27 protein-coding genes are annotated in these 19141 nt (G+C 60.4%); 26 read left to right on the top strand and 1 reads right to left on the bottom strand.

Features of this window, described 5'->3' with window-relative positions:
* Positions 1 to 172: 172 nt before the first annotated feature.
* Entirely contained in the window at positions 173 to 517 is a 345-nt protein-coding gene (locus tag K3555_RS11930) for a helix-turn-helix transcriptional regulator (RefSeq protein WP_260005295.1), read from the bottom strand.
* Positions 518 to 679: 162 nt separating this feature from the next.
* On the opposite strand from K3555_RS11930, the gene K3555_RS11935 reads away from it, so the two are divergent.
* From K3555_RS11935 to K3555_RS12060, 26 genes are all read left to right on the top strand, one after another.
* The gene (locus K3555_RS11935) at positions 680 to 976 is read left to right on the top strand and encodes a hypothetical protein (protein ID WP_259992434.1); all 297 of its coding nucleotides are present in this window, start codon (positions 680 to 682) and stop codon (positions 974 to 976) included.
* 319 nt (positions 977 to 1295) lie between these two features.
* Positions 1296 to 1586 carry a hypothetical protein gene (locus tag K3555_RS11940; RefSeq protein WP_260005296.1) on the top strand — a complete coding sequence of 97 codons (291 nt, stop codon included), beginning with the start codon at positions 1296 to 1298 and terminating at the stop codon, positions 1584 to 1586.
* 128 nt (positions 1587 to 1714) lie between these two features.
* Complete coding sequence (locus K3555_RS11945) at positions 1715 to 2605, top strand: ParB/RepB/Spo0J family partition protein (RefSeq protein WP_260005297.1); 891 nt, start codon at positions 1715 to 1717, stop codon at positions 2603 to 2605.
* Positions 2605 to 4737, top strand: a complete 2133-nt coding sequence (locus K3555_RS11950; RefSeq protein WP_260005300.1) for a transposase domain-containing protein — start codon at positions 2605 to 2607, stop codon at positions 4735 to 4737. Before K3555_RS11945 ends, K3555_RS11950 begins: the two co-directional genes overlap by 1 nt.
* 64 nt (positions 4738 to 4801) lie before the next feature.
* Positions 4802 to 5545, top strand: a complete 744-nt coding sequence (locus K3555_RS11955) for an AAA family ATPase (protein WP_259985113.1) — start codon at positions 4802 to 4804, stop codon at positions 5543 to 5545.
* The gene (locus K3555_RS11960) at positions 5542 to 6414 is read left to right on the top strand and encodes a hypothetical protein (RefSeq protein ID WP_260005301.1); all 873 of its coding nucleotides are present in this window, start codon (positions 5542 to 5544) and stop codon (positions 6412 to 6414) included. Before K3555_RS11955 ends, K3555_RS11960 begins: the two co-directional genes overlap by 4 nt.
* Positions 6414 to 6788 (top strand): hypothetical protein, encoded by a 375-nt coding sequence (locus K3555_RS11965; protein WP_260005302.1) that lies wholly within the window; start codon positions 6414 to 6416, stop codon positions 6786 to 6788. Before K3555_RS11960 ends, K3555_RS11965 begins: the two co-directional genes overlap by 1 nt.
* A gap of 110 nt (positions 6789 to 6898) precedes the next feature.
* Positions 6899 to 7579, top strand: a complete 681-nt coding sequence (locus K3555_RS11970; protein ID WP_260005303.1) for a DUF3164 family protein — start codon at positions 6899 to 6901, stop codon at positions 7577 to 7579.
* A gap of 48 nt (positions 7580 to 7627) precedes the next feature.
* A complete protein-coding gene (locus K3555_RS11975; RefSeq protein ID WP_260005304.1) occupies positions 7628 to 7831 on the top strand; it encodes a hypothetical protein in 204 nt (67 codons plus the stop codon).
* 17 nt (positions 7832 to 7848) lie between these two features.
* Positions 7849 to 8103 (top strand): hypothetical protein, encoded by a 255-nt coding sequence (locus K3555_RS11980; RefSeq protein WP_260005306.1) that lies wholly within the window; start codon positions 7849 to 7851, stop codon positions 8101 to 8103.
* Entirely contained in the window at positions 8103 to 8555 is a 453-nt protein-coding gene (locus tag K3555_RS11985; RefSeq protein WP_259985122.1) for a gp16 family protein, read from the top strand. Before K3555_RS11980 ends, K3555_RS11985 begins: the two co-directional genes overlap by 1 nt.
* The gene (locus tag K3555_RS11990; protein WP_260005307.1) at positions 8552 to 8815 is read left to right on the top strand and encodes a hypothetical protein; all 264 of its coding nucleotides are present in this window, start codon (positions 8552 to 8554) and stop codon (positions 8813 to 8815) included. Before K3555_RS11985 ends, K3555_RS11990 begins: the two co-directional genes overlap by 4 nt.
* On the top strand, positions 8802 to 9194 hold the full coding sequence (locus K3555_RS11995) for a helix-turn-helix domain-containing protein (RefSeq protein WP_260005247.1): 393 nt from the start codon (positions 8802 to 8804) through the stop codon (positions 9192 to 9194). The genes K3555_RS11990 and K3555_RS11995 overlap by 14 nt, the downstream gene beginning before the upstream one ends.
* Positions 9195 to 9286: 92 nt before the next feature.
* Positions 9287 to 10171 (top strand): N-acetylmuramoyl-L-alanine amidase, encoded by an 885-nt coding sequence (locus K3555_RS12000; protein WP_260005309.1) that lies wholly within the window; start codon positions 9287 to 9289, stop codon positions 10169 to 10171.
* On the top strand, positions 10168 to 10698 hold the full coding sequence (locus tag K3555_RS12005) for a hypothetical protein (RefSeq protein ID WP_260005310.1): 531 nt from the start codon (positions 10168 to 10170) through the stop codon (positions 10696 to 10698). The genes K3555_RS12000 and K3555_RS12005 overlap by 4 nt, the downstream gene beginning before the upstream one ends.
* Complete coding sequence (locus K3555_RS12010; protein ID WP_260005311.1) at positions 10695 to 11006, top strand: hypothetical protein; 312 nt, start codon at positions 10695 to 10697, stop codon at positions 11004 to 11006. Before K3555_RS12005 ends, K3555_RS12010 begins: the two co-directional genes overlap by 4 nt.
* Complete coding sequence (locus K3555_RS12015) at positions 11006 to 11362, top strand: DUF2730 domain-containing protein (protein ID WP_259985134.1); 357 nt, start codon at positions 11006 to 11008, stop codon at positions 11360 to 11362. The genes K3555_RS12010 and K3555_RS12015 overlap by 1 nt, the downstream gene beginning before the upstream one ends.
* Positions 11362 to 11658: a hypothetical protein gene (locus tag K3555_RS12020; protein WP_260005251.1), complete on the top strand. Its 297-nt coding sequence runs from the start codon at positions 11362 to 11364 to the stop codon at positions 11656 to 11658. The genes K3555_RS12015 and K3555_RS12020 overlap by 1 nt, the downstream gene beginning before the upstream one ends.
* 3 nt (positions 11659 to 11661) lie before the next feature.
* Positions 11662 to 12228 carry a DUF3486 family protein gene (locus K3555_RS12025; RefSeq protein ID WP_259985137.1) on the top strand — a complete coding sequence of 189 codons (567 nt, stop codon included), beginning with the start codon at positions 11662 to 11664 and terminating at the stop codon, positions 12226 to 12228.
* The gene (locus K3555_RS12030) at positions 12225 to 13907 is read left to right on the top strand and encodes a hypothetical protein (RefSeq protein ID WP_260005312.1); all 1683 of its coding nucleotides are present in this window, start codon (positions 12225 to 12227) and stop codon (positions 13905 to 13907) included. The genes K3555_RS12025 and K3555_RS12030 overlap by 4 nt, the downstream gene beginning before the upstream one ends.
* A complete protein-coding gene (locus tag K3555_RS12035) occupies positions 13907 to 14086 on the top strand; it encodes a hypothetical protein (RefSeq protein WP_260005314.1) in 180 nt (59 codons plus the stop codon). The genes K3555_RS12030 and K3555_RS12035 overlap by 1 nt, the downstream gene beginning before the upstream one ends.
* The gene (locus tag K3555_RS12040) at positions 14086 to 15732 is read left to right on the top strand and encodes a DUF935 domain-containing protein (protein ID WP_260005317.1); all 1647 of its coding nucleotides are present in this window, start codon (positions 14086 to 14088) and stop codon (positions 15730 to 15732) included. The genes K3555_RS12035 and K3555_RS12040 overlap by 1 nt, the downstream gene beginning before the upstream one ends.
* Entirely contained in the window at positions 15716 to 16975 is a 1260-nt protein-coding gene (locus K3555_RS12045) for a phage head protein (RefSeq protein ID WP_409201657.1), read from the top strand. The genes K3555_RS12040 and K3555_RS12045 overlap by 17 nt, the downstream gene beginning before the upstream one ends.
* Before the next feature lie 72 nt (positions 16976 to 17047).
* Complete coding sequence (locus K3555_RS12050; RefSeq protein ID WP_260005320.1) at positions 17048 to 17539, top strand: phage virion morphogenesis protein; 492 nt, start codon at positions 17048 to 17050, stop codon at positions 17537 to 17539.
* A 116-nt stretch (positions 17540 to 17655) separates the two neighbouring features.
* Positions 17656 to 18750, top strand: a complete 1095-nt coding sequence (locus tag K3555_RS12055) for a phage protease (RefSeq protein WP_260005322.1) — start codon at positions 17656 to 17658, stop codon at positions 18748 to 18750.
* On the top strand, positions 18747 to 19127 hold the full coding sequence (locus K3555_RS12060; protein ID WP_260005261.1) for a capsid cement protein: 381 nt from the start codon (positions 18747 to 18749) through the stop codon (positions 19125 to 19127). Before K3555_RS12055 ends, K3555_RS12060 begins: the two co-directional genes overlap by 4 nt.
* Positions 19128 to 19141: the final 14 nt, after the last annotated feature.

A 19141-nucleotide genomic window follows, 5' to 3' on the forward strand; every position in this document is an offset into this window, starting at 1 on the left:
GAAAATAATCCCTTTAGAGACGTCATTTTCATAACCAAACGTGAAAAATCATAATATGTCAACAAAAATTCAAATTTCACGATGAGGTCGTCACGCGATGACGTGGTCGCAAAAATAGAGCGCCTCCCGAAGGAGGCGCTCTCAATGGCCATCATTGCTGTCTTGGATCTTGCTAGTCTTGCTGAGACTCAAGGTGCTCCGCAAAGCGAACCTCAAGCTCACGTACCAGAGCCGGCAGCACCTCATCAGGCAGATCGTTAATAAGCTGCCGCAGGACTGCTTTTGGATTACTCAGCGGGTTATCAGTATCCAAATCCGAAACTGAAGAAAGGCCAAGCGCCTCTACCACTTTATCAATCGAGCGCTGGCTAAGTTCTGCAGTAGCCCCACTCGTGAACTTTGACAGCGTATTTGGCGAGAGCTTTACAGAGTTCGCAACCCTCGTGGGGTTTGTTCCCTGGGCAGCCATCAAGATGCGAATATTTCGCCGCCGCCGCTCCCAATCCACTCTAGTCATTACCAGTCTCCGTAGCCTGATCTTGGTTATCATACTGCAGTATGATTTCCTCAACCTGTATTTTTTTACAGGTGGTCCCTCAGTGTGATTTTTCGCATAACTTTATGTTGTAAATCATAATTGATTATGATTTACTGTCTCATAACATAATGTGAGGCAAAGATGATCAACGCACCCGAACAGCATATTGTTCCAGTCATCCCCTCCCCAGAGCAGTTTGCAGAGTGGGTGAGTGGGTCATTGGAACGTCTCAAAAAGCGGCCTAGCCACTACCTCTTGGAGGAAGGGGTGCCGGGTTCCAAAAACCGGGTCTCTAACTTCATCAAAAACCCTGAGTTTTTACGGCTTCACTTGGCCTGTGAATTGCAGCGCCAAATTCTGACTGATGCAGTCCGGTACGGCGTGAACCTAGACCCCATTAAAATACAACAACTTAGCTCAATTATCCGTTCTAATTGACCCGGAGCTATACTTTGATGCGCCTTCTGATTTTGGCGGGTATTTCAAGCCGCTTCTCCAACCTTTTCAGCCAGTCTCGCACGCCTGCTAGCAGCGGCCTGGCTCAACTTCCCGGCAGCCATGGGGATGCGCTGCCGGGGCCTTTTTATCCCCGCTTACCACTCGCCGGAACGGGTCCCAGCCTAGCCTCATTTCCGGCGGCCTGGGGCCAAGGGTTCCGCGCTGTTTGGCCAAGCCCCTTGGACCTTTGCGACGACCTAATTGGGGGCATTTGCGCCTTCGCCCTGCCCTTCCTGCTATTGTTTGGAGCCTTTTTGAAATGACCGGCAACGACTTTCTTACCAAGAAATCTGTACCTCACCGGATCACGGAACTGCGCGCCGCAGCGGCCGAATATGCAAAGCAGCGCGAACGCCTGGTTATCGCTGCAAGCCGTCACAGGATGGCTCAGGCACGCCGCTGGAAAACGGTCGGCGAACGTGCCGCAGAAGTGGACGCAGCAGTTGAAGCCCTGGCCGAAACACAGCGCAGGGTGGCGGATCTAGTCGCCGGCCTGGCCGGTGACGGCGCCCTGGACGATTTCAATGACTTCCTGGCTAGCAAGCACTGATGCCCGGAGCGCAGATCCTGACGGGCAGTTTCAAACCCCGCCTGCGCGCTGAAACCGCCGGCCATGCCGCAAAGAACGGCAAGCCACCCCTTGAAACCCCTGAATTCAATCAAAGTGGAGCATCCCCAATGCCCCCTCCAAATTGGCAGAAAATTCAAACCCTTCCGGTTGCTGATATACAGGTGGAAGAACGCCTGCGCACGGCCTCACCCACGGCGGTTGCCAGCATCGTTTCGTCCATCCATGAGGTTGGCAGCATCCTGCAGCCGCTGTTGGTGCGCAAAGTCAAAGACGGCTACCGGCTGATGGACGGCCTGCACCGCCTGACCGCCGCCAAGGAAGCCGGGCTGGAAGAAGTACCGGTCAAGGTCAGCGAATGCACCAACGACCAGGCCATCCGGATTGAGGTTGACGCCAATGTAGCCGGCGCCCCGCTGACACCGTTGGATATGGCCGTTTTTCTGGCCGCGCACAAAGAGCTGTATGAGCGGGAAAACCCCGAAGCAGCCCAGGGCAAAGCCGGTGCTCGGGGCCGCTGGAATGCAACTGACAAAATGTCAGTTGCATCCTTCGCCGCAAATGCCGCCGAGACATTCGGCAAGGGAGAACGCCAGATATTCCGCCTGATCAGCGTCGGCGAAAAACTGTCCAAAGACGAAATCGCCCAACTGCGGGACGCACCAAACAGGGTGCAGTTCAAAGACCTGGAACACATCGCTAAATGCGGCGAACAGACAGACCGCAGTGCGATCTGCGCGGCCCTGGGCAGCGGTGAAGCCAAATCCGCCAAGGAGGTTCTGGCCCGCAAAAAGGCCCCCGGAGCGGCGGTGCAATCCACCACGGACCAGCAGGCCGCCAAGATCACCGACGCCTGGCTGCGCGGTTCCAAAGCTGCACGGACGCAATTTGCGGAGAAATTCCGCGATGAGCTGCTGGAGCTTCTGCAGGACGCCGAAGACAGTGACACGCCCGCCTCTGAAGTTGTGATGTTTCAATCCCACAACCGGGAGGCCGGTTGATGGACAGCGGCATAACACCCGAAAAGGAATGGTGGACGGCAGCGGAGATTGCCGAGGCAAAGCTGCCGGGATTGCCGGGCAGCGTGCGCGGAGTGAACGCTTTTGCAGAGCGCTGGGGCTGGAAAAACAACCCGGCAGCGTTGCAACGCAGGCCGGGGCGCGGTGGCGGGCTGCTGTTTCATTGGTCGGTGCTGCCGTCTGCCGCCCGTGAAAAACTGGCGATGCAGGAAGCCGCCGCGCCAGTCGAGCGCCCTGACCGGACAACCGCATGGGTGACCTATGAAAAGCTGTCCCAGAAGGCCAAAGACGAGGCTGCGGCACGGCTGGATGCAATCCAGAAAGTTGAGCTGCTGCACGGCAGCGGCACAGCCCATGTTCAAGCCGTGGCTACCATTGCGGCTGAATTCAACGCCAGCCCGCGCACGGTCTATAACTGGCTGGCGCTTATTGAGGGTATCCCGGCGGTGGATCAGCTTGCCTATCTGGCGCCTCAACCGCCCAAGAAGCGCACCCGGAAAGAAGACCGCGCCCAGTTCAAGCCATTCATGGACTGGCTGAAGAGCGTCTTCCTGCAGTTTGAGGGGCCGACGTTTTCCCAATGCTACAGGAAGGCGAAGCTTAAAGCCGAAAAAGAAGGCTGGCCCTTCCCCATCCAGAAAACCGCCAAGCGGTGGGTGGATGCTGAGGTGCAGCGCACCACCCAGATTTACACCCGTGAAGGCCCGCGCGGGCTGATGCGCTGTTTTCCAGCGCAGATCCGCGACCGGTCTTCGCTGACGGCGATGGAAGCCGTCAACGCCGACTGCCACAAGATCGACGTCTTTGTGGAATGGCCCGACGGCACCGTAAACCGCCCCCAAATCATCGCTTTTCAGGACCTTTACTCCAACAAAATCCTGTCCTGGCGGGTGGATCATGACCCTAACAAGGTCATGGTGATGGCGGCCTTTGGCGAAATGGTCGACACCTGGCGCATTCCCAAGCGGTGCCTGTTCGACAACGGCCATGAGTTCGCAAACAAGTGGATGACGGCGGGCGCCCCCACCCGGTTCCGGTTCAAGATCCGGGAGACAGATCCGGTTGGCGTTCTGCCGCTGCTGGGCATCCAAATGCACTGGGCCACCCCCGCGCACGGCCAGGCCAAACCGATTGAACGGGCCTTCCGGGACATTGCCAGTGACATTGCAAAAGACCCCCGCTTTGCAGGCGCCTATGTCGGCAACCGCCCGACGGCAAAACCGGAAAACTACGGCAGCCGCGCTGTGAAACTGGCTGAATTTCTGGAAGTCCTGGCCGAAGGCATTGAAGAGCATAATGCCCGCCCCGGCCGCCGCTCTGCCAACGCAAACGGCAGGTCTTTTGATGAGACTTTTGCAGACAGTTACGCCACGACCACGCTTCTGAAAGCCACCGAAGAACAGCGCAACCTTTGGCTTATGGGCCAGGACACCGGCAAGCTGCACAAGCACAATGGCAGCCTGAACTTCCACGGCAACGTCTATCACTGCGACTGGATGAGCCAGGAGGTCAACCGCAACATTGTTGTGCGCTTCGATCCTGAAGACCTGCACAGCGGCGTTCATATCTACAGTGCCGAAGGCGCGCACCTTGGCTTTGCCGAATGCCAGCAGAAAATCGGCTTCTTTGATCTTGAGGGTGCGCGCTCGACCGCGAAGCGGAACCGTCAGATCAAAAAGGCTGAAAAGAAACTCGCAGAGCTGCACCGGCCGCACACACCGGAACAGCTCGGGGCCGATCTGAACGAAATCCGCAAGGAAACCACTGCGCTGATGGAAGCCAAGGTGGTGAAGCTGGCACCCGCGAAGCCCCCTAGGGTCTCAACCTTCAGGCAGCATTCGGACCCCAGCGCCGAGGCGGCCCAGAACGCCCTCATTCTGCAGATCGGCGACAAGCGGAAGAAACCCGAACCATCCCCCAAACAGGAGGCCTTCAAGGTGGCCGCAACAGCAGACGACCGCTTTGCCCAGGCGCAGGAAATCGAGCGCAGGCAGCAAAACGGCGACCCGGTCGGAGAGCGCGAGGCAGGCTGGCTGAAGGGTTACCAAACCCATTCTGAATACGAGGCGCTGGCAGCGCTGAAACAGGCATTCGGCGGCAATAACGCCGGGTAGATCACAAAAAAACCGCCGCCTGGCTGGACCCCATGGCGACGGCATTGATTGACTAGGAGCGAGCATGACACAGACCTTGGAAATCGGCAATAGCGTACAGCCGTTGACCAACGTGGCGACAATGGCAGCGCTGGTAACCGAGCTGCAGAACCGGACCTTTGGAATGCCGGGCTTGGGGGTTTTTTACGGCTACCCCGGATATGGCAAAACCTTTGGTGCCATCTTCTGCGCTTCCGCCTTTGACGTGATCCATATTTCCATGCAGGGCGATTGGACCAAAAAGACCTTTTTGGAGCGGCTGCTGAACGAGCTGGGTGTGGCGCCCAAGCGGGTGGTACCCGATATGGTTCTGCAGGCCTGCGAAGAACTGGCGCTGGATGGCCGCACGCTGATTGTCGATGAAGCGGATTATGCCTTCCGGCGCGGCGTGATTGAGCTGATCCGGGATTTGCATGACGGCTCGGACACGCCGGTTGTCATGATCGGCATGGAAGAATTCCCGCAGATGCTCCGGAAATATGAACTCATTGACAGCCGGGTCATGTCCTGGGTCGCCGCGCAGCCGGCCACCCTGAAAGACGCGGGCCTGCTGGCAAGCGTTTATGCTGAAGGCATAGACGTTTCTGAGGATCTGCTGGACGCCATTCTGGACCGCAACACCGGCAACGTGCGGCGCATGGTGACCGATCTTGCCCAGGTCAAAGGCGAGGCAAACAAGCTTGGCCAGACCAGCATGACGCTGCAGGACTGGGGCGGCATTGAATTCCGCCGCAAGGACGCCCCCAGCCCGCGCAGGGGGCTGAAATGAGCCAAACAGAAACCCGCAACGCCGCCGAAAAAGAGATCCTGGAATTCATCCAGACCCGTATGCGGTTTACCCACCATGACGTTGCCACCTACTGCGAGGCTGGCGATTGGACCCGGCAGAACTTCCTGCGCGCCTTGCAGCGCCAGGGCGTTGTCACCGAATGCGGCAATGAAGGCACCACCAAGTTCTTCACTGTTTGGGGTGTTGATGAAGCCAAGGAGATCATGGCGGCGGCAAACGGGCATGAGCTGGACACGGCCTGGTCCCGCAACCGCCTGGACCATCTGCTGAGCAAGATGCGCGAGTCCGGCGCGGATATTCAGCTGCCATCGGCTGAACCGCGCAGCCTGGAAGAACAGCAAATCTGGAAATACATTTCCGAGCGGCCTTATTTCACAAACGCGGATGTTGAAACCATCTGCGCTTCGGAAACCATCCGGACGCGGTTTCTCAGCCGCCTGAAACAAACCGGCGTCATGCGGGTCTGGGGCCGCAGCAAGGGCAAGGTGTTTTTCTCGGTGAAGTCGCCGGAAGAGGCCCGCGAAGATGCCAAAGGCAAACGCGGTACCAAAGAAGGCGCCGTCTGGACTGCAATCCGCCACCAGAAACGGTTCAGGCCGGTTGATATCTTTGCCGCACTGGCACCGGCCCGCCCGGATATCCCCCAGCGGTTCATTGTGGAATACTGCCGGATTTTGCGCCGCGCCGGCTATCTGCGTACCGCCGCCCGCACCCGGAATTTGATGGCGGACACGCCGCTGTTCCTGATGAAGAACACCGGCCCGCTGCCGCCTCAGAAACGCAGCATGACCGTCATCATCGACAGCAACGACGACAAGATTGTCTATGCACCGGGAGGGCGCCTGTGATGAGCGACCGTCTGATACTTGCCCAGGACGGCTGGGGCGATGTTCTGCCCGATTGGGTGGAGGTCCTGGTGCGCGAATGCGACCAGTCTTCGCAGAATTCCGTTGCCGGTGAGCTTGGCCTCAGCGCCACAGTTGTCAGCCAGGCCATGCGAAACCGCTATGGCGGCTCGCTTGTCCGTATTGAAGCCGCCGTGCGCGACGTCTTCATGAGTGCCCCGGTCCTTTGCCCCGCCCTGAAAACCGAGATCCCCAGTGCCGCCTGCCTGGCCCACCGCCGCCGTGCGGAAAAATGGACCCATTCCAGCCCGTTCCGGGTCCGGATGATACGCGCCTGCCGCGCCTGCCCGAAGTTCAACAAGGAACCCGAAGAATGAAAGCGCGGCTTCCCTTCAAAACCCGGCTTGGGATTTTCCTGCGCCGCATTGCCGACCGCCTGGACCCGACAGGCGCCTGACTTCCCTGCCCTCACTGAAAGCCTGCACTTATGACCGAACCGACCCCTGAAACACCCCGCATCAGCCAGTTCAGTCCCGCCCCTATTCCTGATGGCCGGGTTGTCGCCAACGGCAACACTTATATGGCCAACGCCAAAGGCGGACTGGACCCAATTGAGACGGTAAACGCTCAAGATCTGCTGATGGATGAAACCGTCCGCAAGATCGTCAGCTTTGCCCTGCCGCTGCAGGAGCAAATCGCCCGTTTTAAAGCTCACACCAACAGCGACATTGTCGCTCTGGAAGAGCTTCTGGCGCAGGAATACGGCGCCAAGATCGGCGGGAAAAAAGGCAATATGACCCTGCTGTCTCATGACGGCCTGTTCAAGGTCACGGTTTCCGTTGCTGACAGGATCGACTTTGGCCCCGAACTGCAGATTGCTAAGCAACTGCTGGACGAATGCCTGAATGAATGGGCTGCTGACGCAGGCCCGGAACTCCGTTCCATCGTCACCCGCGCGTTCAACACCGACAAGACGGGGCAAATCAACCGCTCTGAAATCTTCATGCTGCTGCGCCAGGATATCGCCGACGAGCGCTGGCAGCAGGCAATGAAAGCCATCCGCATGGCGATGCGCGTTGTCGGCACGGCATCTTACACCCGCTGCTACCGCCGCATGAGCGTGGATGCCCCCTGGCAGTATATCGCCATCGACCTTGCCAAAGCCTAAGGCCACCTCCCCGCCAACCTTCCCGCAATTACAGATCAGGAGATAGTCATGCCCGAATTCGCCCCCCAAACACCCGCAAAACTCGCCGATGTTTCCCGGCCCCCCATCGCCGCGGCCATTCACCAGAAGGCAGGCGAATGCACCTGGAGCTGTGAGCTGCCGATGGATCAGGCCCGCGGCATGGAAGCCGATGGCTTTGAAATCCACTGGCTGATGCCCCCGGCAGCGACTGAAACCGAAGACCAATCCTGAAGAATTGGACCCGAGACATGGCCATGACCGAAGACGAAATCCGCGATGCAGCCCGGCGCAGCTTTCGCGTCTACACGCAGAAACAACGCTGGGCCAGCCGTGTGCTGGGAAACGCGGTGGCGCTGCTGAAGCAGGGGGCGGAGGTTTCCCGCATTTCACCGGAACGCTTTGACGCCATCGTGCGGGAAGAAATGGCCGAAGCGCGGCAGCGCATGGAAGCCGACGAAGCTGCAAGCCACCCGGTTGCGGCCGTGTTGAGCGAGGCCTCCTGATGACCCGAGCGCTTCAGCAAAAGATCCACGTCGGCTGCCGTGAGCTGGGCCTGGACAGAGACGGCCGCCGCGATCTGCAGCTCGCCGTCACCGGCAAAGCCTCCATGAAAGACATGACCGAGGCCGATTTAAACAGCGTTTTAAAGCGCCTTAAATCGGATGGTTTCAAGGCCAGCAGCGGCGGCAAAAAACATAAATTGGCGCCCCGCGCCGACCTGCGCCTGATCCATGTTCTGTGGCGAGGCCTGGGAGCAGCCGGCGAACTGCGCGACCCCAGCCGCAAAGGCCTGAACAAGTTCATCCGCGCCCGGTTCGGAAACACCTGGCAGTCGGTTCCCGCTGACGTGGATATGCTGCGCCAGCATGATCAGATCGACCAGGTTATTCAGGCCCTGAAAAGCTGGGGCCAGCGGGCGGATATCGACTTCGCCTGGGAAGATCATCAGCGATGAAAAAGCCAAGCCGCCCGCAAGTATCCGACCACGCTGTCCTGAGGTTCCTGGAACGCGTTAAGGGTGTGAACGTCAACGCTGTCCGCCGCCGGATCGGCAAGGCCGTGACGCTTGGCGATGCGTTTCCGGACGCCACAGGCGTTATCCATGGCGGCCATGTCTACAAGCTCCGCAACGGCGTGGTGACCACTGTTTTGCCGATCCGGGGAAAACGAACCAACCGCAAGCCGCCAAAGGGCCGGGTAAATGGCAAAGGATGAGCTGAACTTTCCCAAGCCGCCTGCCCAGGTGGAACCCTATATGGAAGCCCTGGGGCTTGAGGACACCTTGCGTTTCCTTGAAGCCTTTGGCGGTGTTGAAACCTATATCGCCACCCATCCGACCGCCCGGTCCAAGGTTGTTGAGCTGATCGGCTACCCGAAAGCCCGGATGCTGGCGGCAATTGAAAACCGCTTGCAGCGCCGTGTTCCCCTGGTCAAGGAATGGCGGGCGGCGGTCTACCACTCTCAGGGCTTGCCAACCGTGCAAATTGCTCTCAAGCTTGGCGTGACCGACGTCAGCGTCCGCCGCTGGCTGCAGAAACCGGGTGTGCGGCGCAAGTCCGACCCGAACCAGCCTTCCCTGTTTCCCGGCGTATAGCGCCAACTGACCCGCACATAGGTGCGGGTGTATTGCCCCTCCCCGACCCGTCAATTTGAACCCTATTGAAATGGGGTTTTAAGGGGCCGGAAATGGGCATCCAATACGGCAAAGTCACTGGGGTAGATTTCAAGGAAGCGCGCTGGATTGGCCGCGAGATTGTACCCAGCCTGGTCATTCTTCACGACACCGCCAGCCGGATCGAAAAGGGCAACGCCGCCCGCTACCTGCAGGACAACGACGCCAAGGTGTCGGTCCAGTTTGTGATCGAGCGTGATGGGCACATCGAGCAGCAGGTCCCGGTCAACCGGAAAGCCAGCCACGCCGGAAAATCAGAGTATCATGGCCGCGAATGGTGCAATGGGTTCTCCATCGGCATCGAGATGGTGAACCCCGGCCGCATGACGCGGGCATCGGAGCAATCCGCCCGCACCTGGTTCGGCCAGAAATTCAGCATTCTGGAATACGGCATTGAAGAAGCAGAAACGCCTCAGCACGGGCACGGCCTGTGGATGCCCTACACTGAGGCTCAAATCACAGCGCTGGTGGGCCTGCTGCAGACGCTGTTTTCATCCGTTCCATCACTCGAAGACATTACCACGCATTGGTACGTCTCCCCCGGCCGCAAGGTGGACACCAACCCGCTTTTCCCGCTGGAACATATCCGGTCGCTTATCCTTGGCCGCACCGATCCGGCCGAGGCGGAACTGGGCGATGCGGAAACCCCCGCCGCCGATGATTTTGTGATCATCAGCACACCCGGCGACACACTCAATATGCGCCGCTGGCCCAGCTTCAATCCCAACGTGATCGCGCAAATCCCCGATGAAACCCGCGTGCCGGTTATCGCCTCTGTGACCGTCGCCGGGCGCGACTGGCTGAAGGTCTTCTATGGCGGTGCCGAGGGGTGGATTGTCGAAAGCTACGCCGATCCCGTCACCATTTCCAAACCCGGCTTCAAGGGGGCTGAGACATGAAGAACAAGGACAAGATCATCCGGTTTCTGGGCGCTGTTGCGCCGACCGTCGCGGCGGCCCTAGGCGGGCCGATGGCCGGGGTGGCTGTTGATGCCCTTGCCACGCAGTTTATGGGTCGCCAGGGCGCCTCCCCCGACGAGGTGGAACAGGCCATCCTGGGCGCGTCTGCCGCTGATCTGGCCAAACTGAAACAGGTGGACGCCGAGTTTGCCGCCCAGCTTCAGGCCGCCGGCATCGAGCTGGAACGCATAGCCGCCGATGACCGCGCCAGCGCCCGCGCCCGCCAGGTCCAGACCAAGGACCGCACACCCGGCATTCTGGCTGCGGTGGTGATTGTCGGGTTCTTTGCCGTTCTGGCCTATGTGACCCTGAACGGTTTGCCCGTGGACAGCGGCCCCGTTCTGGCGCTGCTGATCGGCTCTCTGGCCACCGGGCTTAGCCAGGTGCTGAATTTCTACTTTGGCTCGTCGGTCGGCTCCAAGAACAAGGATGCGGTGATTGCCGGTATGAAAGGCGGGGCCGCATGATCCGGGTTCTCGCGCTTACCGCCGCCATAGCGCTGGGGCTGTTCGCCCAGCCTGCCGCTGCGGCTATGCAGTGCTTTGCCCGCTACGACGAACTGGCTGCCATTCTGTTCGAGCATCACGGCGAAGCGCCCGCCGCTGAAATGCTCGCCAAGAACGGCAACGCCATCCATCTGTTCGTTTCTCCGGAAACCGGCACCTGGACGATATCGGCCACCTCGCCCGGCGGAGCGGCCTGCGTCCTTGGGCACGGCAGTGCGTTTCAGGCGATTGGCGCAGCTGCACCGGAACCGGCGGGGGAGCTTCACTGATGGAGTTCGACCCCACATTCACGTGGTCCAATGTTCTGGCCCTGGTGACATTTTCCGGTTCTTTGGGAACCGCAGTTTACGTCTGGATCAGCGGTCGCCGGACGAACGTTGACGAGCGTTTTAAGCAGGGTTCAGACAGGATGGACCGGCACGAAAACAGGCTGATTTCTGTCGAGCAATCCATCAAGTCGATGCCCACCCGCGAAGACGTTCACAAGATAGAACTCGCCATGGAGCGCATCAACGGAACCATGGGCCGGATGGAAGCGGTCCTGGAAGGAAATCAGCAAATCATGGGCCGCTTGGAAAACGTTGTGACCAGGCATGAAGACCATTTGCTGAACGGGAGCAACTGATGAACTACAACGAAACTCTGCGGGAACATGCCCGCATCGCAATTCTGCGCTTCATTGAGGATGCACCCGGCTACACATCGAATGTGTCGATGCTGTCCAGCCAACTGCCGCGCGTCGGTATCGCCTACACCCGCGACCAAACCGAAACCGAACTCGAATGGCTGCAGGAGCAAGGCCTGGCTCAAATCGAGCGGAACGGCAGTTTTGTAGTGGTCACCGCCACCACACGCGGTGTTGAAATTGCCCAAGGCATCGCCCGCCATCCGAAAATTCAGCGCCCCCGCCCTGGGAGCTGACACATGCCGCCTCCCAAGAAACTTGACCTTGTCCCGCTGGAGATCCGCCAACGGCTTGCCCTTGCGCTGCAGGAGCGGGGCTTTGGTGACATTCACGGCGTCACTGAGGATCTGAATTTCTGGCTGGATGAAAAAGGCCTGGAACTCCGCGTCGGAAAATCGGCGGTCGGGAATTTCTCTCAGCTCCTGAAAACCCAGCGCGATGCCTTCGCGATTGCAGAAACCCTGCTTGCGGACATGGATATTGAAGCCGAAAGCGGAATGCACCGGGCGCTGATGCAGATGATTGCTGCGGCGATGTTCCAGCTCATGCAAGCGGTGGCAGAAAAAGGCGACCAGATTGACGCCAAGAGCCTGGCCAACCTTGCCCGCACGCTGAAGGATCTGATGCACTCGGCCGGTCTGCGGGAGAAAATGCTGGAAGAAGAACGCCAGCGTGTCGCCAAGAAAGCCCGCGAAGAAGCGCAGGCCGAAATGGCCGGCCGCCTGGATGAAGCGGTTTCCGAGGCCGGGCTTTCGCCGGAACGGGCAGAGAATATCCGCAACCGCGTGCTGGGCCTGCGCACATGAAGCCCGAAGCTGATCTGGCCCCGCAGCAACCGATCCTGTCGCGCGATGCGGAAACACTTCCGGACGGGTTGCGCCTGGGTGCGGATCTGCCGGAGGACCTGGACCCGCTCGCCGACGGCATTCTGATGGAGCATCAGAAGACCTGGCTAGAGGATGGTAGCGATCTTAAAATCGCCGAAAAAGGCCGCCGCACCGGCATTACCTTTGCTGAGGCCCTGGACGACACGCTCACCGCCGCCAGCACCAAGGCCGCAGGCGGCGACAACGTGTTCTACATCGGGGACACCAAGGAAAAGGGCCGGGAGTTCATCGGCTATGTTGCGCATTTTGCCAAGGTAGTCGCGGGCGAGCTGGTCGATATTGAAGAACACCTGTTTGAGGACAAGAAAGAGGACGGCACCAGTAAGTTCATCACGGCTTACCGGGTCACCTTTGCCAGCGGCTACCGGGTTGAGGCGCTGTCTTCCAACCCCGCCAACATCCGGGGTTTGCAGGGTATCGTTGTTATTGACGAGGCGGCCTTCCACAAGGATGTGCGCGAAGTCATTGACGCGGTAAGCGCGATGCTGATCTGGGGCGGCAAAGTCCGGATTATCTCCACCCACAACGGCATTCTGAACCCGTTCAATGAGCTGATCCGCGAAGCCAGGGCCGGAAAGACCCCCTACCAGGTTCATCACATCCCGTTCGGCGATGCCGTTGAAAACGGCCTGTACCGCCGCGTCTGCCTGATGCGGGAGAAAGAGTGGAGCCAGGAAGGCCAGGACGCCTGGGAAAAGACAATCCGCACCGCCTACGGGTCCCGCACCGCTGCCATGCGCCAGGAACTGGACGCCATCCCGGCCGAGGCCGAAGGCGCCGCCCTGACCCGCGTCCAGATCGAAGCCTGTACCAAACAGGGCGTGCCTTATCACCGCTGGACACAGCCGGACGAGTTCAAGAACGCTCCGGATGAGGTCCGCAAGAAAACAGCTCTGGACTGGTGCGAAGAACACCTGAAGCCAGTGCTGGAAGGGCTGAACGAAAACGGCAAACATGTGATGGGCGAAGACTTTGCCCGCTCCGGCGACGCCACCGACATTGTCATTCAGGAAATCACCAGCAGCCTGGTCCGGGAAACCAAGCTGCTGGTGGAGCTGCGCAACATCCCGTTCGATCAGCAGCGGGACATTCTCTATTACATCTGCGACCGGGTCCCGAATTTCATCAAAGGCGCGCTGGATAAAACCGGCAACGGCGCCTACCTGGCCGAAAAGGCCGCCCAGCGGTACGGCGAGCGGATCATTGAAGTGAGCTTCAGCCGTGAATGGTATTCGCGTGAAATGCCGCCTTACATTGAGGCATTCGTCGACAAGACTATTGTGCTGTGCGCCCACGAAGACGTGGTGCAGGACCACCAGTCCCTTCAGTACGTGAACGGCATCATTAAGGTGCCCGACAATTTCCGCATGAAAGGCACGGACGGGCTGGACCGGCACGGCGACAGCGCCGTAGCCAGCGCCCTGGCCTATTTCGCCAGCCGCCAGGATTATTCCGAAATCGCCTACCGCGGCGCCAATACACAACATGCAGACGGCAGCCTGGACAGCGATGGCGGCCACCCGTTTGGCACGCCCCAGGGCGTTGGCAAAGGGTGGTGGCGCCAGCCCCTGGGCGCAAAATTGAGAGGGGGGATTTGATGGCCCGCACCAAGAAAGAGCGCAAGCGGAGCAAAGCACGCCGCGCGCAGCAGAAGGCAAAGCAGTGGAAAAATGAGCGCGCAAAACTGGTTCAAGCAACCTTGCCGACCGCATCCGGCCGGGTGCGCGGCACCGGCTGGTTCTGCAATTTCCGGTTTTGGCTCTGGGGAGGCCGCTAATGGGCAGGCTGGGCAAGATTTTTGACACCTTTAAACGCCCTGTTAAACGTGCCGAACTCACCAAGGAGGTCGCCGCCGCCGCAGTTGGCGGCGCGCGTTCGCCGGTCTTTGGATATCCCGCTGATGGCTTGGACCCTGTTGTCCTGGCCAGCATCCTGCGGGCGGCGGATCACGGCGACCCGATCCGCTACATGGGCTTGGCGGAAACCATTGAAGAACGCGACCCGCATTACCTGGCCGTTCTGGGCACCCGCAAGCGGGCTGTCAGCCAGTTGGAAATCACCGTGGAACCCGGTGCCGACACGCCCGACGCAAAGAAGCACGCCGAACTGATCCGGGCCTGGCTGAAGCGGGACGAGCTGACCGAGGAAATCTTCAACATCCTGGATGCCGTGGGCAAAGGCTATTCATTCACGGAAATCATCTGGGACTACTCCGAAGGCCAGTATCAGCCGGAGCGCCTGGAATGGCGCGATCAGCGCTGGTTCCGGTTCGACCGCACGGATCTGCGCACCCCGCTTCTGCTGGATGACAAAGGCCGGGAAGTGCCCTTGTCTCCTTTCAAGTTCATCTTTGCCCCAATGCCGGCAAAGTCCGGCTTGTATCTCCGGTCCGGTCTGGCCCGGATTGCAAGCTGGTCCTGGATGTTCAAGGCCTACACCCAGCGGGACTGGTCAATATTCACCCAGACATTCGGCCAGCCGATCAGAATCGGAAAATACGCGCCTGGCACATCGGACGCCGAAAAAAACACGCTGTTCAGAGCTGTCGCTGATATCGCTGGTGACTGCGCCGCCATCATGCCGGCCAGTATGTCGGTGGATATTGTTGCGGCCCCGAATGTCGGCGCCTCGTCCGACCTTTACGAAAAGCGCGCCGACTGGCTGGACAAGCAAACGTCAAAGGCCGTCCTGGGGCAGACCTCGACGACCGATGCAGTTACCGGCGGGCTTGGGTCCGGCAAAGAGCACCGCGAAGTGCAGGAGGATATTGAACGCGCCGATGGCCGGATGCTGGCAGCGATCCTGAACCGCCAACTGGTGCGCCCTTTCATTGATCTGAACCACGGGCCGCAAAAGGTTTACCCGCGCCTGGTCATCGCACGCCCTGAGGCAGAGGATTTGAAAGCCTGGACCGATGCGACCGTGCCTTGGGTTGCTGCCGGGCTGCAGGTTTCTCAGAAAGAGGTTCTGGACAAGCTGGGGCTGTCTGCACCGAAGGCTAAGGACGCAATCCTGGGCAAACCGCCCGAAACCCCGCCTCAGCCGGGATTGCAACCGGGCGCAGGCAACGGGAATACCCCTGAGAGCATTTTTAAAGGGGGGTTTTATACCCGGAAAGGGTTTTCAGGGGGCGATACCGCCCTGCAGTCCGAACAGCCCTCTACGGGCGATTTTTCGGGGGTGTCGCCAATTCCGAATCTGACCGCCCGCCTGGAGCTGGAGGCAGGCCCGGCGGTGGACGGGATGCTGGATCAGATTGAAGCCATGCTTGAGGCGGCGTCCAGCCTTGAGGAGTTCCGGGAAATTCTGCTGAACGCCTATTCCGATCTGGACGCGTCCGGGCTGGCTGCCACCCTGACCGATGCCATCACGGCGGCGGCGGCTGGCGGGCGTGCCGCTGCAGAGGATGAAGCCGGTGACTGATGCGCTGGCCGCCACCTTCCGCCGCCCGTTCAAGGAACAGGCCGCGGCCTTTCGTCTGCGGCTCGGCAACCTGGTCCCCACAGCGGCATGGGATGACCTGGACGGCGCGGCCCATGACCGGACTTTTGCCGTCGCGGGAGCCACCAAGGCCGACTTGCTGGCAGACCTGGCCGCCGCGGTGGACAAGGCGATTGTGGAAGGCACCGGCTTTGAGGCGTTCAAAGACGATTTCAGGGCCATTGTACTCCGCCGCGGCTGGACCGGCTGGACCGGTGAAAGCAGCGAAAAAGGCCGCAACTGGCGGATGCGGACCATCTACCGCACCAATATGCGCACCAGCTATATGGCCGGACGCTGGGCGCAGCTCCGCGACGGTAACTTCCCGTTTCTTGTCTACCGGCACGGCGGATCCTTGGAGCCGCGCCTGCAGCACCTGTCCTGGGACGGGCTTATCCTTCCCTCAAGCCACGGCTTCTGGCTGATTGCCTTCCCGCAGAACGGCTTTGGCTGCAGTTGCAATGTCTTTGGCGCCCGCTCAATTGCCGGGGCGATCCGGCGCGGCGGCAAGCCCGGTGTAAAGCTCCGGGACGGCTGGGATGCCCCCCTGGCCGAAACCGGCGCGCCCGCCGGCATAGATGAAGGCTGGGGCCATGCGCCGGGCGCGTCTGTTGCGGACCTGGTGCAGGCCATGGCCAAGAAGACGGTAAACTGGCCGTATTCCATTGCCCGTGCGTATCTGGATGATTTCCCGGCCGTCCAGCAGGATGCACTGTCCAGCGCCTACCGCAATCTGCCGTCACTGATGACCGACCTGCGCCGCTATGCCAAAGCTGTGCAGGAGGGCCGCGCGGTTCAACCGGTCCGGACCATGGGCCGCCTTACCCAGGCGCACCGGCAGCGGGTGAATGACTTGCTGGGCAGCGATCTGGAAAACTATCACTTCACGCTGGACGCGCCTGCAGTGCGGCACATCCTTTCGGGGCACGGCGCCGCCTCTGAAGCCCTGCGCGGCCAGATCCCGATCAGTGCGGAAACTTACGCGCTTCTGCCCCGCATCCTGAATCAGCCTGACGTCATCGAGGCGGCGGGCGAAACACGCGCCGGATTGCCCGTGGTCCGGTTTTCCCGCCGGATCGGCGCGGTGACCTACACAGTGGCCATGGAGATCCGCGGCAAGAAGCGCCGGATGCTGGCAGTTCAATCCATGTGGGGAAGAAGAGCTTCCGATGGGTCCCCGACCTGAACGCCCGAACACGGTTCCAGGTTATGAGCCTGGCGGTCTGATGCCCCCAACGAAAGCAGGTAGAATATAGCCATGAGCGGACTTGTTTACAACACGGACACCCTGGACCCGATGCTGGAAGCGCTCCGGGACGCGCTGGATGACCCATCCGAGGCGATGGCGGATCTGGGCGAATACCTGATCAACTCCACCCAGGACCGGATGCTGAAGGGCGAAAACCCCGACGGCAGCCCTTTTGCCCCCCGCTCCCAAACGACAATCGACCGCTACGCCAAGCTGGGCCTGTCCTATGGCGCGCCGCTGAATCAATCCGGAGACATGCGCAACAGCCTGTTCTATGAGGCCAGCAAGGACGGGCTGGAGTACGGCTCCAATGCCATCCAGGCCGCTGTCATGCAGTTTGGGGCTGCCAAAGGCGCCTTTGGCACCGCTTCAAACGGGTCTTCAATACCCTGGGGCGGTATCCCTGCCCGCGCGTTCATCGGCATTTCCGATGAGGACCAGGACAATATGGTGCTTGAGCTGGAAGAGTGGCTGGAAACGGCGGCAAACAGCCGGGGTTGACCTGGCACACCTGCCCCGCCAACCTGTCCCGAACCGCCCCCCGAACACATCTGCCCAATTGACCCGCACATAGGTGCGGGTATTTCGGCGCGCGCCCGCCTGCGACATTCGCTGGCATGGGAAAAACGTATCAGACCACCGCAATTGCGATCCAATCCGAACTCCCCAGCGCCGACGGCGCCGGGGTTCCGGAATGGGTGCATCTTCTGCCCACAAAATCCGGCCTGGTGCAAACCAACGACAGCCGGGGGCCGTATCATGTAACCGACGCAGAAAAGATCATTGCAGCCAGCTTTGACGGGGCCAGCAAGCTGCCGATCGACGTCAATCATGCGACCGATCTTGCCGCCCCGAAGGGCCTTCCCGCCCCCGCACGCGGCTGGATCACCAGGATGCAGGCCCGTGAAGACGGCATCTGGGGCCAGGTCGAATGGACCGGCAAGGGCCGTGAACTGCTCGAAGACCGCGCCTTTGCGGGCATTTCCCCGGTTGTCGCCCTGCTGCAGCCGGCCGGGCGGGAAATCGTCGCCATCCCGCGGGCGTCCCTCGTCAATCAGCCAAATCTGCGCGGGCTGACCGCGCTTAACCAGGAGAGTGAAACCATGCCGTTCCGGGAAACCGTCGCCAAGCTGCTGGGCCTTGCGGCCGATGCCAGCGAGGAGGACATCACCAAAGCGCTGAAGGCACGGAAGCCCAGCGAGAAAAGCACTGAATTGCAATCCCAGCTTGGCCAGATCGGCATTGCCCTGGGCTGCGCTGAAGATGCGGGCGCTAAAGATATTCTGACTGCCGCCCAAAGCGCCAACGCCGACACCACCGGCAAGGATGCTCAAATCATCGCCTTGCAGTCTTCATTGAAAGGGTTGTCGGATGAATTCAGCACCCTGAAGGAAGGCAACAAGAAAGCCGCCGCCACCAGTTTTGTGGACGGCGCCATTGCCGACATGCGCATGGGCGTAAAGCCGCAGCGCGACACCTTCATCACCATGCACCAGGAAAACCCGGAACGCACCGAGGCGATGATCAATGGCTTTCCCAAGGTGGAAGGCGAGTTGCTGCCGGATACCCCCCCCGGCAGCGGCACCAGCCTGGCGCTGAATGCCACCGAACTGGCGGGCAAAGCCACCGCCTACCAACTGCAGCAGGCCAAGGCCGGTTTTGAAATCAGCATCACCGAAGCGGTGCACGCTGTGCAGGAGGGCAAAGCATGATCCCGGCCTTCATCCGCGGCTATGAAGCCGCTTCTGAGATCACCGGCCGCCGCATCGTCAAATTTGCTGATCCGGCAAACGGCCAGACAATTGACCTGGCAGACGGCAATACCGCCGCGTCCCTGGGCGTTTCGGACAGCATGGGTGCTGCGGCGGGCGGCATGTGCGACGTGCACCGCGCCGGTCTGGTTCCCGTGATCCTGGGCGGTCCGGTGAGTGCCGGTGACCCGCTCACCTCTGATGCCGACGCCGCCGCCGTCCTGGCCGTGGCCACCGCTTCCACCACCCTGCGCATTGTCGGCTTTGCCGATGAACCCGGCATCGCTGGCGACACCATCATGGCCTTCCTGGCCCCTGGCCTGCTGCACGAAGCCTGATTTCCTGAAAGGAC

Origin of the sequence: Leisingera sp. M527, assembly GCF_025141525.1 — a bacterium.
Classification (GTDB): Bacteria; Pseudomonadota; Alphaproteobacteria; order Rhodobacterales; family Rhodobacteraceae; genus Leisingera.